Here is a 13,545-nt window from a genome sequence, read left to right as displayed (position 1 = left end):
TCTTAGCAGGCCACTTAGGCTCATATTTCCCTTTTTTCATTAAATGGAAAACTTTATTATTCACTAATTTTTCGGTACTATAATACTAGAAAAAATTAGGGGAATGATAGTGAAAAGATATAGAGTTTTAAGGATAGTGGCATTGCTGGGGATTTTGATTTTACCTGGCTGTTCACAAGGGATATTAGAGAGTATAGGCACAAAGACGGCTGGGCCGATTGCGGAAGATGACATTGAAGTTGCCGAAGCAGCTGAGAATGGGACCGGACAGGATTTGGAGGATCAAATCGATACGAGAGACTGGATAACGGCCAAGTCCGCGGTCCAGCTTCCAATCTTGATGTATCACAGCATTTCAGATGGGAATGGCCTTCGGGTTCCAAGGGAGGAATTCCAATCTCAGGTGGCTTGGCTTCGGGAGAATGGTTACTATACATTATCCCCTGAAGAGGCATTCCTCGTTTTAACCGAGAATCGGATGCCTAGTGAGAAGTGCGTCTGGATACTTTTGATGATGGCTATGCAGATAACTACGAGGCATTCCCAATATTAAAAGAAAATGATATGAATGCAACTGTCTTCATGATCGGGAAGACCATTGATCAAGGTCATCACCTGACTGAATATCAAATGATGGAGATGAGCAGGGATGGGATTTCGATCGAAAGTCATACAATCAACCATTTGGAGCTGAACCGCATGGCGGCAGAGCAGCAAGAAGCGGAAATGGTTCAGTCAAAGGAGCTATTCGACCGTATCCTAGGACAGGACACGACAGTGCTTTCCTATCCGGTTGGCCGGTATAACGAAGAGAGTCTCAGGCTGACGGAAGAAGCCGGATACAAGATGGCAGTCACTACCGAACCTGGGGGGGCTTCAAGGGACCAAGGGATGCATGCCCTGCATCGAGTTAGGATTTCACCGGAGTTATCAGTCGAGGGGTGTGCTTCACTGATTGAAAATGCTTCAAATCATTGAAGGTGGACGGGCCATTTTGAAGCCAGTCAGAAAAATCATATAATAATCGGTTCTTACATGGTGTATAATGAAGGCAGTGAAATTTATATATGAACGATTTGGTGTCTTAATGACTTAAAAGGGAAGTTGGTGAAATGCCAGCGCGGTCCCGCCACTGTATATGGGAGCTGACGGCTGTGTACCACTGTATTGTAAATATGGGAAGGTGCCGTTGACGATGACCATGAGCCAGGAGACCTGCCAGAATTCGTACACCTGTAACCTACGCGGATGGGAAGGTGTGTGGCAGGCCCAAAGAGTCCGTATTGATATGTTGCCATACAAGCATCTTCCGTTTAACGGGAGGTGCTTTTTGTTTTGGGGGACCTTCCGGAAATGCGTTTTCTTTAATAGGTGGGAAGAAATTAAATGAAAAGATTGTGGGGAATGAAAATGAAGAAAATTTTTGGTCTGATACTGTTGATGTTGCTTACTGCGGGCATGATGGTTGGCTGCAGTGATGCTACTGATGAAGGAAAAGAAAAGCAGCAAACGAATCATGGTCAAAACGAAGCTTTCCCGATTACGATTAAAGATGCAACAGGGGAAAAAGTAGCGATAGAACAAAAACCGAAGAAAATCGTTTCGTTGATACCAAGTAATACGGAAGTGGTCTTTGCACTTGGTTTGGGTAAAAAGGTCGTTGGTGTTTCCGACAATGATAATTACCCGGAAGAAACGAAAGAAATTGAAAAAGTTGGCGGAATGGAAATGAACACGGAGCTGATTGTCTCCATGAAACCTGACCTTGTTCTAGCGCATGCATCAAGTGCCCATAATTCAAATGAAGGTTTACAGCAGCTCAGGGATGCTGGAATAGATGTCCTTGTAGTCAATGATGCACAAAGCTTTGACCAAGTCTATGAGTCTATTGAAATGATTGGACAGGCAACGGGAGAACATGATAAGGCAAAAGAAATCGTTGCGGATATGAAAACGAAGCTCAAGGACATCCAGGAAAAAGTCAAATCCGTAAAGGAAGCGGATAGGAAGACCGTGTTAGTGGAAGTTTCGCCTTCACCGGAAATATACACACCTGGAAAAAATACTTTCATGAATGAAATGCTTACTATTATTTCAGCGGATAATGCTGCTGCTGAATTGGACGGTTGGGCAAAAATTGATGAAGAGTCGATGATTGCTGCCAATCCGGATGTCATCATTACAACGTATGGTTATTATACGAAAGATTCAGTAAGTGAAGTGAAGGGCCGAAAAGGATGGCAAGACGTAAATGCTGTTAAGAATGGCCAAGTCTTTGATGTCCATTCTGATCTGGTTACCCGTTCCGGTCCACGCTTAATAGAGGGAGTAGAGGAACTTGCCAAATCAGTCTATCCGAACCTATTTGACAACTAAATGGACGTTTGCTTATTTGATTGCGTTGTTATTTTTGTTATTCGCAATGACGATAGGCATTTCCTTTGGTTCGGTGCCAGTCCCGATCCCCATACTTATGCAAATAATTGGCAAGGAGATTTTCCATTTACCGATTGCGGCTGATCCGGATGCGATGCTAACGAATATCGTGATGAATATACGCTTGCCGCGTGTGTTGCTTGCGGGTTTGGTTGGGGCATCGCTTGCGATTGCGGGTGCAGCATTTCAGGGACTGCTCCGGAACCCACTCGCTGATCCTTACACATTAGGTATTTCATCAGGAGCATCAGTCGGCGCCGTATTGACAATCTTCTTGAATATATCACTGCCATTCATCGGTTTATATACTCTTCCGGCATTGAGCATCATATGCTCAGTGCTCACGATGCTCTGCGTACTGACTTTTGCAAAAAAGATGGATCGATCGATGAAAGTGGAAACGATCATTTTAACAGGAATCATTTTCAGCTCGTTTTTAAGTGCCTTCATTTCATTGATGATTGCACTGACGGGTGAGGAATTAAGACAAATCATCGGCTGGCTGATGGGAAGCGTTTCTATGCGCGGCTGGAATTATATTGCAATCATTTTGCCGTTTTTTATTATTGGTTCGTTGACCTTGATCATGAATACAAGCGAATTGAATGCGATGACTTTCGGGGAAGACCGGGCAAAACACTTAGGTGTGAATGTTAAGCGGCGGAAAATGTGGATCTTGATAGCCGGTTCGATTTTGACAGGGGCATCCGTTGCCGTTTCCGGGACGATTGGCTTTGTAGGATTGGTCATTCCCCATTTTGTCCGAAAGATTTGGGGGCCTGACCATAAACATTTGCTTCCATTGTCATTGCTGATAGGAAGTGGATTCTTAATATTGGCGGATTTTGTAGCACGGTCGATCATTGCCCCATCGGAACTGCCGATCGGTGTGATCACCTCACTTATCGGAGCACCTGCATTTGCTCTGATTTTATTAAAGAGACGGAGAGAAGGGTAAAAGCGGATGCTTGAAGTTAAAGGGTTAACAGGCGGGTATGACAACAAAGCTGTTTTGGACTCTGTCTCTTTTGATGTGCATAAAGGGGAATTATTCGGGATTCTAGGTCCTAATGGCAGCGGAAAAACGACGCTTTTAAGTATGCTTAGCGGGGTGCTCGATTATAAGGGCGGAAGCATACGGATAAGAGGTAGGGATTTGAAGGATTATTCGTCTAAACAACTTGCACAGGTCATTGCTGTGCTCCCTCAACATTCCTCATTGGCTTTCTCCTATACGGTAAAAGAGACGGTATCACTTGGGCGATATGCCCATCAATCAGGTTGGTTCCATAGTTGGTCAGCAGAAGATGAAACGATTGTCCAACGGGTTATGGAACAAACGGGAGTAGCTGATTTTCAGAATCTTCATTTTGACCGTTTATCAGGAGGGGAGAGACAGCGTGTCTTGCTGGCACAGGCACTTGCCCAAGAGCCGGAAATTCTTTTTTTGGATGAACCTACGAACCACTTGGATCTCTCCTATCAAAAAGATCTTCTTGATCTAATGAGGAAAATGGCAAAAGAGCAGAAGTTGACCGTTATTTCAATTTTTCATGACTTGAATTTGGCTGGATTATATTGTGATCGGCTTATGTTGCTTGAGAAAGGGCAAATTCAGGTTGTTGATGTGCCGAATGAAGTCCTCCAACAGGAACGGATTCAGGGTGTATATCATACAACGATCGAAAAACATCCACATCCCGCCCTTCCGAAACCGCAGATGTTCATCGTTCCGGATAAGCATGGACATGATACCACGCCATTGGAAATTGATGATTCTTATCTGACAGTCGGACCTGAGATGATTCAATTGGATTCTCCGATCATGCTTAGAACGATGTCTTCTGGAGTGACTGGTTCGGGGACGGGCTGGCATAAATATTTTGTGAATAGGCACGTCCATCATGGCTATGATTGCGAGGATCATCATGTTGAAATGGCCGACTATTTAAAAACCCATGGTTTTGAACCCCAGGAAACGGTAGGGATGATGACAGCTGTCTTGCTCGATACGTATGCCTTCAAACTATTAAGAGGTGAAGATTTCTCTGTTTTTATTATCGTGACGGCTGGAGTAGGAAATGCCATCGATGCTTCTTTAGCTGACCGGCATTCTTGGAATTCCGCTCCAGGAACGATAAATACATGGATATTCGTAAATGGGCATTTGGCAGAAGAGGCTTTCATCCACAGCATAGTTACCGCGACCGAGGCAAAAGTAAAAGCGCTTCATGATCTGCATGTCTTGGATAAGGTGACAAATACATGTGCAACAGGAACATCGACGGACAGCATTTTGATTGCGGCAACTCAAAGAGGGGCAAAACTTCAATATGCAGGCACCATCACCCCGTTAGGGAAGCTGATCAGTCGTGGTGTATATGATTGTACAGTGGAAGCATTAATGAATAATCGGAAACGGATTGAGGATTTATGATTTACCATCATCTTTTTGCAGTTACGCTGGCGTTTTTCATTGATCTAATAATTGGTGACCCGCCAAATTGGCCGCATCCAGTCAAATGGATAGGATCGATGATAAGCAAGATGGATCTGGCATTCAATAGAGGAACATATATGAAACGGAATGGACTTTTCATGTTGTTCATCGTCTTATCGGTGGTGGTATTGATTACTGGTCTTACCGTCTATTTAGCTTATCGAATCCATCCGCTTGCAGGTATCCTTTGGGAAGCTGTTGTCATTTCTACTACGATAGCTCAGAAGGGCTTGAAGCAAGCTGGCATGGACGTATGCCTTCCGCTGAATGAAAGGGATTTTCCTGAAGCGAGGCTAAAGCTTTCCTATATCGTGGGCCGTGATACTGCCGATCTTGATGAATCCGAAATCGTCAGGGGCACCGTGGAAACCGTAGCGGAAAATACCAGTGATGGTATTACAGCCCCTATGTTTTGGGCAGCCATTGGCGGTGCGCCGCTCTCGATGGTGTACAGAGCGATTAATACCTGCGATTCCATGGTAGGGTACAAAAATGATAAATATGGGCAATTCGGCTGGGCTTCAGCCAAGCTCGATGATATCGTCAACTGGATTCCCAGCCGGCTCACCGGGTTCCTGATGTTGCTGAGCTCGAAATCCGGCCATCATGGATTTGGTGCTAGGTGGAAGATATTATTCCATGATGCAAAAAAACATCCAAGCCCGAATAGCGGGTGGTGTGAAGCAGGCGTTGCTGCCATTTTGGGAATCCAGCTTGGAGGCCGGAATAGGTACAAGGGAATAGTTTCCGACCGTGCGAGGATGGGAGTTCCGCTTGTTCGATTGGAAGCAAAACATATACCACAAACGATTACCATCATGCATCGGTCATCTTTTCTATTTCTACTGATGCTATGGCTAGGGGGACTTATTCTTGACATTACCTTCTCATGGATCTAATCCTCATTATCTTTACGAAGCACTGGAAATCGAAATGCCAGAATCGGTTCTCGACTTCAGTGCTAACATCAACCCATTGGGTCCGCCTTTACGCATAAAGGAACAGTGGTCTGGTTTTTTTGAAGGAATCCTTCAATACCCAGATCCGCATGCCATTGAACTGACAAAATCAATTGCAAAAAAAGAAGCTCTTCCTGAGCAATCCGTTTTGATGGGGAACGGTGGTGCTGAAATAATCATGTTGGTAGCGAACGGTTTAGCGAATCAAAGGGTGCTAATCATACAGCCGGCCTTTGCGGAATATGCTGAAGCTTGTTTGGCAGCTGGATGTAACGTCGATTTTCACCAGCTTGATGATCCTGAGTGGCAATTGGACTTGGATCGTTTGATTCCCCGATTACCCGATTATGATGCAATTTTCTTATGTACGCCTAATAATCCGACAGGTGTTTCATTTAAGAGGGATGCCGTCAGGGAATTGATCATGGAATGCCAAAAAGCGAATTGCCTGGTTGTCTTGGATGAGGCTTTTTATGATTTTACGGAAGATGCCTTTAGTTATGCTTCTTTAATCAATGTATTTCCTCATTTACTCATTCTAAGATCAATGACTAAAATCTTTGCAATTCCGGGTTTGAGACTAGGCTATTTGCTTGCGGCACCTGACATCATAAAACGGGTAAGAAAGTATAAACCGCATTGGAGCGTCAACCATGTGGCACTTGAGGTAGGGAAAATCTGTCTTGCAGAAGAAGCCTATATGAAAAAAACAAGAGACTATATTGCATGGCAAAAGCAAAAACTATTCCGGTTTTATGAGGAGCAAGGGTTGAATGTCTCCGATAGCACAGTTAATTTTTATTTGGTTAAAGATGAATCCTTATCCCTTTTCCCTTTTTTGCTGAAAAAGGGAATCGTATCGCGCCATACCTATAATTTCCCGGGTTTGGATGGAAGGTGGCTTCGGTTTGCAGTGAAGAGTGAACATGATAACGAAGCACTGATGGAGGGGGTAAGACAGTGGAGAAAGCAAGGCTCTGTTTTATAACCGGGGGTGTCCGTTCCGGAAAAAGCAGCTTCGCAGAAAGAAAAGCCCTGGAGTATGCACTCCAAATGGATGGCAACTTGCATTACCTCGCCTGTGGCCGTGTCAGTGATGTTGAAATGGCTGAACGGATCCTTAGGCACCGGAAAGATAGAGAAAGCAGCCCGATTGCTTGGAAAACTTCCGAATACGCAACGGATATTACAAGAATAGGCGCGGACATTGATCAGGATTCCATAATTCTGCTCGATTGTCTGACAACCCTGCTTGATAATGAACTATTTGGTTCTGGCATTCCGCTAGAAGAAGAATTTTTAGCTAGCGTTTTTTCAAAAATAATAACCGGGATCAAGGAGATAAGAAAACAATCCAGCTGTTTAATAGTCGTGAGCAATGAATTGGTGCAGGAACCGATTTTCCAGGATGATTTCCTCCATATATACGGAAAAATACTGGGCCAGCTCCATCAAACGATCGTCGGGCAGGCGGATGAAGCCTATCTTGTAGAAGCGGGAATTCCATTGCGGAAGAAAGGGGGCATGCAGGAATGAGCGGAGTGATCGGATTTATAATTAACCTGCAGTTCTTTACGGTTTTTCCCATAAAGAAGCAGCTTCCGATGGAGAAGAAATATATTCACCGTGCCATTCAAACCTTTCCATTAGTAGGTCTTCTGCTAGGCTTGATATTGGGCGGTGTTTTGTATGCACTAGTGGAATGGACCCCCTTGTCATCGCTTGCGATTGCCTTTTTCCTTTGGTTTTTGACGATGGCATTAACGGGGGGGCTGCACCTTGATGGTTGGATCGATGCAAGTGATGCTTTTTTTTCCTATCAGGATAAAGAGCGGCGACTGGAAATCATGAAGGATTCCAGGACAGGTGCATTCGGTGTCATCTCCGTCATCGTCCTTTTGGCTGCCCGGTTCATATTTATCTATGAAATTGTCGAAAGGGTAAATGAATGGACATACTTCTTGATCATTGCCCTTCCACTCTTAAGCAAATGTGTGATGGGTTATTTACTCATCCAGATGCCGCTGGCTAAAAAAGAAGGGCTCGGTGCTTTTTTTCAAAGTGCAGGAAGGAAAAGCAGTTTGCCCATTTATTGGCTGTACCTCCTTGTGAGTCTGGCGTTTGCCTGGATCATCGATTTTAAGCTTGTCACCTTATTTTTCATCATGTGCCTGGCTGCGATGTTTTTCCTGGTTTATATAAAATGTAAAATCGTCAGTTGGTTCGGTGGGATAACCGGAGATGTACTGGGGGCATCCGTGGAAGGGGTTGAGCTTTGGTTATGGGTGACATTGTGGCTATTACACTACTTCGCCATGGGCTGACAGTAGCAAATGAGCGAAAGGCTTATTTAGGATGGACGGATTCTCCATTAAGTATCGAAGGAGAAAAGGAAATACTGGACTTAAGGGGCTCTTACCCGCAGTATGAAAAAATTCATAGCAGTGATTTGCCCCGTTGTGTGGAAACCGCACGACTGTTGTTTCCACATGCGGTTCCTGTCCAAAACTCTTTGTTCCGTGAGATGAACTTCGGCAGTTGGGAAGGGCGGACGTATCATGAGCTGAAGGCAGATGGAGAGTATCTTAATTGGCTGGAACGTCCAATGGAGGCACTGGTGCCTGGGGGTGAAAGCTATCCGGCATTTTCCGAACGTGTTAATAATGGCTGGAACCAATTGATAGCCTGTAAGGAGAACCGAATGGCCCTAATGACGCATGGAGGGGTAATTCGTGATTTATTGGTCCGCCATGCCCCGAACGAAAAGAATTTTTTTGATTGGGAGATTTCCCATGGCAGGGGATACGAGCTGATATGGGAAGACCGGAACAGCTTAAGGAGGGGAGACCGCTGCACTTTGTTACAGGAGGCGCCTATAACGGAAAAACTGAATGGGTAAAGCAATTGTATGGTTTGGAAGATGATGTCCTATGGCTATCCGGTTATCGTAAAGAACGGCCGGAATTGATTGATTTTCAAGGCAAGACTGTTGTATTGCAAGGGTTGGATGCATGGATTCAACAAGATGCAGAAAAGCTGGATCCAGATTCGATTCGAAAAAAATGGAAGGAAATCATCGATGATTGGCGAATATGGGAGAAAGAACGGGATGAACACAACTGTATTGTGATCGGTTCTGATATTTCCAAGGGCATTGTCCCGATGGAAGCAAGAGATCGCAGATGGCGCGATGCCTGCGGCTGGGTCTTTCAAGATGTAGCATCCTTATCAAGGCGCGTCGATATCATCTGGTATGGAATTAACCAGCGAATAAAGTAGAGGAGGTAATGGGGATGAAAATTTATACACGTACAGGGGATAAAGGACAAACAAGCGTAATTGGTGGTCGGCTCTACAAGGATGACATCCGTGTAGAATCTTATGGAACGGTGGATGAAGTGAATAGCTATATCGGTCTTGCGGTGACAGAATTGGATCCTGCGATATTTACGGATGTATTGGCCGATCTAGAGAAAATCCAGCATGAGTTGTTTGACTGTGGCGGCGATTTGGCAACCGTTTCCGAGAAGGCCCCGCAAAAGCTGACGGATGAGGCCATTACCTATTTGGAAGAACGGATAGATGCCTTCATACTCGAAGCGCCAGAGCTGGAAAAGTTCATCCTGCCTGGCGGCTCAAAAGCGGCTGCAACCATTCACATTGCCCGTACCGTTACAAGAAGGGCGGAACGATTGGTCGTTTCATTGATCAAGTCGGGTGCGGCCGTTTCACCATTATCACTTCAGTATTTAAATCGTTTGTCGGATTACTTCTTTGCTGTTGCACGGGTGATCAATTTCCGTCTTGGTGTGAAAGATGTGGAATATATCCGCAGCGCAAATGTGTTCCGTGGAGGGAAAAGAAAGGAAAAAGAGTAAACATGGACGTAAGAAAAATTAGTGCAATTGCTATATTCGTCGCCTTATCGGCAGTAGGGGCAATGATTAAAATCCCTTCCCCGATTGGGAGTATCGCTTTGGATAGTTTTCCAGCCCTTTTGGCTGCCATCATACTTGGCCCGGTATCGGGGGCTATTGTAGCTGGGCTTGGTCATATCATTTCGGCATTCATCGGCGGCATGCCACTGGGGCCATTCCACTTTTTGATCATGGTCGAAATGGCAGTCCTCGCATGGATGTTTGGCATTTTATATATACACGGGAAAAAAGTAGGTGCGTTTTTCCTTTTCTTTATCGGCAATGCCTTCGTTTTAGCCCTGCCATTCGCAGTTCTGATCAGCCCTGGTTTTTACACGTTACTGGTACCGGGATTAACGGCGGCGACGGCGGTAAATGTAGGATTGGCGGCTCTTTTACTGCCACGCTTGGAGCCTGTTTTGAAAAAAATGATTTTTAAAGATGGACTCGTAAAATGAGTGATTCATTGATTTTACCATTTTCCGAATCAGAATCATTGATTGTTTCAAGTGATAATAGCGGTGGAATCGGCCAGAAGGAAAAGGATCTTGTCCATGTCCCTTATGATGTCGTTGGATATTATTCCTTTCGGGTTGCGGTCATGGAGTGTTTGGGCGTTGGCGGAAGTCCAGTATCCGTCGTTCTAAATAATTTCTGCGGGGATGAAGCCTGGGAGGATTTGGGCAGGGGTGTCAGGAAGGGGCTGAAGGAATTGGGAATGGGGAACCTTCCCATTACTGGCAGCACAGAAAGTAACATGCCGCTTCTTCAATCAGCACTTGGTCTTATGGTGATTGGTAAACGAGTAGAGGAATGCGTTAAAAAGCAGCATCCTTTACGGAAAATCGCTCTGATCGGCAGACCGCTCGTTGGAGAAGAAGTAATGGAACAGCAAGAATGGATCGCACCATTACCTTTATATAAAAGCCTCTGTGAAATGGAAGGCGTTCAGGCACTTCCAGTGGGCTCAAAAGGGATAGCATATGAATGGGAGCATCTGGATCAAAGCGGTGAAGGTGTTTCTGTGCATATAAGTAATAAAGTCGATATTGAAAAATCATCAGGACCATCAACTTCCTTCCTCATTGCTTATCCTGAACAACTGGAGGAAGAAATCAAGCACCGATCCGGCCCTCTTTTTATTGGTGAGTGATCATTTCATGATTGAATCAGGTATCGAGTTTAGTTCACAATGAACTGGTTCGATGCTTTTTTCATTGAAATCTTCCCTTTAGGGATGCCTTATCCTGATTTAGAGTGAATGATTGAATAACTCTTTCTATGTATTGTTATGTTATTCCTGTAAAATATTCTTCTGAGCTTAGTTAGATAGAGAGAGTAAAGGGATTCCAAAGGTTGGGATTGATCCCTACCGATAGTTGTTGGTTTATGCGCTTGTTTACATCGTTATCAAAGCCAAAGCAAAATGGCACCCATTTATTGCGTTCCTTCTCGCCTCCATCATTTTAGGGATTACCGCAGGTATGGATAATCCGGATGTTGCAGATGCTGTTCAGACAGGGGGAGGTAATACTCTTGGTTAGATAGCACTAATTGTCGGTTTAGGTACCCTGCTTGGAAAGATGACGGCCGAGTCGGGCGGTGCAGAAAGGGTTGCGAATACCCTTTTGGATATGTTCGGTGAATAGAAAGTCCATTGGGAGATGATGTTGAAAGTTGCCTTCATGGTAGGGATGTCCGTATTCTTCGAAGGTGGGCTCGTTTTCCTATTCCAACCGCATATACGATTGCAAAAAATAAGGGTTTATTCTTTTGGGGAATCGGGATTTCCATGTTAGCCGATTATCGACTGTACATGGTTTAATGCCTCCACATCCAGCAGCGAAGATTGCATTCAGGAATTCTTTGCAAATGCCGTTAAACAACTGCGGTAGGTATCGTGCTGCCGATCATCTCTTCTATACCAGGAGTTATTATTGAATGGCTGGTCCTTGCGATCGGTTCAGGTTCATTAATTCTATCACACGTGAATGATGCAGGATTTTGATGATCAAAGAGTTCTTTAATTTAAGTCGCACAAACGTTAAAGTCTTGGACGGTCATGGAAACGATTATATCAGTCGTTTCACTTATCCTAATCTTACTACTATTGAATTCAATTGTTTAAGAGAGAGGAGATTGATGTAAGTATGGGACATTCAGGTTATATGATGGGGATCGATATTGGTACGACGAGTACGAAGGTTGTTCTTTTTTCAAAAGCGGGGGAGGTTGTCCAATCTTGTTCGAAGGGATATCCCCTTCACAGTCCAACTCCTTCCGTAGCGGAACAAGATCCCGAAGAAATTTATAAAGCGGTCATCATCGCAATAGGCGAGGTTATGATTGCAAGCGGAATAGAAAAGCAAGAACTGGGCTTCATATCGTTCAGTTCAGCGATGCATAGCTTGATCGCAATGGGGAAAGATGGCAGCCCGCTGACGAATAGCATTACATGGGCCGATAATCGTAGTGTTTCCTATGCGGAGAAATTGAAGGCTTCGGAACAGGGGGGACAATTGTATCACAGGACGGGAACACCCATTCACCCAATGTCCCCAATCACGAAAGTAATGTGGTTAAGAAGTGAGCATCCCGTGACTTTTAACGAAACGGACAAGTTTATAGGAATTAAAGAATACATCATCTATAAGTTTTTCAATGAGTATGTGATGGATTATTCGCTCGCTTCTGCAACGGGCATGTTCAATTTGAATGACCTGAAGTGGGATGAAGAGGCACTCACCATTGCTGGGATTGGGGCTGACAAGCTGCCGACACTTGTCCCTACAACGCATATCCTCTCAGGCTTAAGTGAGGAATTAGCTGCAAAAATGAATATTCATGCTGGTACCCCGTTTGTGATTGGAGCGAGTGATGGTGTGCTTGCCAACTTAGGGCAAAACGCAATCAAGCCAGGCGTTCTGGCAGTGACAATCGGAACGAGCGGTGCGGTAAGAACCGTCAGTGACCGGCCGCTTACCGATCCCAAAGGCAGGACATTCTGCTATGCCCTTACTGAGAATCATTGGGTAATCGGCGGACCGGTCAACAATGGGGGAATCACCTTCCGATGGGCACGCGATCAATTGGGCCGAGTGGAAATCGAAAAAGCGAAGGCTTCGGGACAGGACTCCTATGAGATCCTGACGGATATGGCTTCTAATATTGCACCTGGTTCTGATGGGTTGATATTCCACCCGTATATGGCAGGGGAACGGGCGCCGTTATGGAGTGCCGATGCAAGGGGCTCCTTCTTCGGACTGGCGCTTCATCACACTCGTGACCATATGGTCCGGGCAGTGCTGGAGGGTGTGATGTATAACTTGTACAGTGTCCTACTTGCTGTGAAGGAGTTGACGGGCGGCCCCGAGAAGATTCATGCAAGCGGCGGATTTGTCCGCTCAAAGCTCTGGCGCCAAATCATGGCGGATATATTCAATCAAAACGTGACAATTCCTGAAAGCTTTGAGAGTTCGAGCTTAGGTGCAGCTGTTCTTGGATTATATGCTTTAGGCGAAATCGAAAGCCTTGACGAGGTTGAGGGGATGGTTGGTGAAACGAATGAACTTGTCCCAATCGAAGAGAACGTTAAAGTGTATGAAGAATTAATGTCGATTTATTTATCCGTGAGCAGGCAATTGGAAGGCGACTACAAGAGGATCGCTGATTTCCAAAGACGTCATTTAGAATAATTTTTAGGGGAAGCACAGATGCATAAGCACTGTGCTTC

General features: G+C 44.9%; 13 protein-coding genes, 3 pseudogenes and 1 riboswitch. All 16 genes and pseudogenes read left to right on the top strand.

Annotated elements, in window-relative coordinates; translation table 11 throughout:
- Positions 1–109 precede the first annotated feature (109 nt).
- The 16 genes and pseudogenes from IOC57_RS10400 (at position 110) to gntK (ending at position 13,507) form a co-directional block, all read left to right on the top strand.
- Positions 110–978 (top strand): annotated as a pseudogene (locus IOC57_RS10400) (polysaccharide deacetylase family protein).
- 82 nt (positions 979–1,060) lie between these two features.
- Positions 1,061–1,237, top strand: a riboswitch (cobalamin riboswitch).
- A gap of 173 nt (positions 1,238–1,410) precedes the next feature.
- The gene (locus IOC57_RS10395) at positions 1,411–2,376 is read left to right on the top strand and encodes an ABC transporter substrate-binding protein (RefSeq protein ID WP_207438741.1); all 966 of its coding nucleotides are present in this window, start codon (positions 1,411–1,413) and stop codon (positions 2,374–2,376) included.
- Positions 2,339–3,394 carry a FecCD family ABC transporter permease gene (locus IOC57_RS10390; RefSeq protein WP_286184718.1) on the top strand — a complete coding sequence of 352 codons (1,056 nt, stop codon included), beginning with the start codon at positions 2,339–2,341 and terminating at the stop codon, positions 3,392–3,394. The genes IOC57_RS10395 and IOC57_RS10390 overlap by 38 nt, the downstream gene beginning before the upstream one ends.
- A 6-nt stretch (positions 3,395–3,400) precedes the next feature.
- Positions 3,401–4,873, top strand: a complete 1,473-nt coding sequence (locus tag IOC57_RS10385) for a heme ABC transporter ATP-binding protein (protein ID WP_207438664.1) — start codon at positions 3,401–3,403, stop codon at positions 4,871–4,873.
- Positions 4,870–5,835: an adenosylcobinamide-phosphate synthase CbiB gene (gene cbiB, locus IOC57_RS10380; RefSeq protein ID WP_207438663.1), complete on the top strand. Its 966-nt coding sequence runs from the start codon at positions 4,870–4,872 to the stop codon at positions 5,833–5,835. The genes IOC57_RS10385 and cbiB overlap by 4 nt, the downstream gene beginning before the upstream one ends.
- A complete protein-coding gene (cobD, locus tag IOC57_RS10375; RefSeq protein WP_207438662.1) occupies positions 5,810–6,883 on the top strand; it encodes a threonine-phosphate decarboxylase CobD in 1,074 nt (357 codons plus the stop codon). Before cbiB ends, cobD begins: the two co-directional genes overlap by 26 nt.
- Complete coding sequence (locus IOC57_RS10370; protein WP_207438661.1) at positions 6,856–7,431, top strand: bifunctional adenosylcobinamide kinase/adenosylcobinamide-phosphate guanylyltransferase; 576 nt, start codon at positions 6,856–6,858, stop codon at positions 7,429–7,431. Before cobD ends, IOC57_RS10370 begins: the two co-directional genes overlap by 28 nt.
- Positions 7,428–8,219 carry an adenosylcobinamide-GDP ribazoletransferase gene (cobS, locus tag IOC57_RS10365; RefSeq protein ID WP_207438660.1) on the top strand — a complete coding sequence of 264 codons (792 nt, stop codon included), beginning with the start codon at positions 7,428–7,430 and terminating at the stop codon, positions 8,217–8,219. Before IOC57_RS10370 ends, cobS begins: the two co-directional genes overlap by 4 nt.
- The gene (locus IOC57_RS10360; RefSeq protein WP_207438659.1) at positions 8,177–8,794 is read left to right on the top strand and encodes a histidine phosphatase family protein; all 618 of its coding nucleotides are present in this window, start codon (positions 8,177–8,179) and stop codon (positions 8,792–8,794) included. Before cobS ends, IOC57_RS10360 begins: the two co-directional genes overlap by 43 nt.
- A complete protein-coding gene (locus IOC57_RS10355) occupies positions 8,710–9,174 on the top strand; it encodes a bifunctional adenosylcobinamide kinase/adenosylcobinamide-phosphate guanylyltransferase (protein WP_286184717.1) in 465 nt (154 codons plus the stop codon). Before IOC57_RS10360 ends, IOC57_RS10355 begins: the two co-directional genes overlap by 85 nt.
- 14 nt (positions 9,175–9,188) lie before the next feature.
- A complete protein-coding gene (locus IOC57_RS10350; RefSeq protein ID WP_207438658.1) occupies positions 9,189–9,773 on the top strand; it encodes a cob(I)yrinic acid a,c-diamide adenosyltransferase in 585 nt (194 codons plus the stop codon).
- 2 nt (positions 9,774–9,775) lie between these two features.
- The gene (locus IOC57_RS10345) at positions 9,776–10,270 is read left to right on the top strand and encodes an ECF transporter S component (protein ID WP_207438657.1); all 495 of its coding nucleotides are present in this window, start codon (positions 9,776–9,778) and stop codon (positions 10,268–10,270) included.
- Positions 10,267–10,965 (top strand): ATP-binding protein, encoded by a 699-nt coding sequence (locus IOC57_RS10340; protein WP_207438656.1) that lies wholly within the window; start codon positions 10,267–10,269, stop codon positions 10,963–10,965. Before IOC57_RS10345 ends, IOC57_RS10340 begins: the two co-directional genes overlap by 4 nt.
- A gap of 226 nt (positions 10,966–11,191) precedes the next feature.
- Positions 11,192–11,461 (top strand): annotated as a pseudogene (locus IOC57_RS25840) (GntT/GntP/DsdX family permease).
- Between the two features lie 248 nt (positions 11,462–11,709).
- A pseudogene (locus tag IOC57_RS10325) lies at positions 11,710–11,940 on the top strand (GntT/GntP/DsdX family permease).
- A gap of 22 nt (positions 11,941–11,962) precedes the next feature.
- Positions 11,963–13,507, top strand: coding sequence for a gluconokinase (gene gntK / locus IOC57_RS10320; RefSeq protein WP_207438654.1), 1,545 nt, complete (start codon positions 11,963–11,965; stop codon positions 13,505–13,507).
- Positions 13,508–13,545: the final 38 nt, after the last annotated feature.

This window comes from Bacillus sp. SD075, assembly GCF_017355165.1.
Taxonomy (GTDB): Bacteria; Bacillota; Bacilli; order Bacillales; family DSM-1321; genus Peribacillus.
The sequence above is the reverse complement of the archived record's forward strand: the minus strand, read 5'-3'. Positions and strand labels throughout refer to the sequence as shown.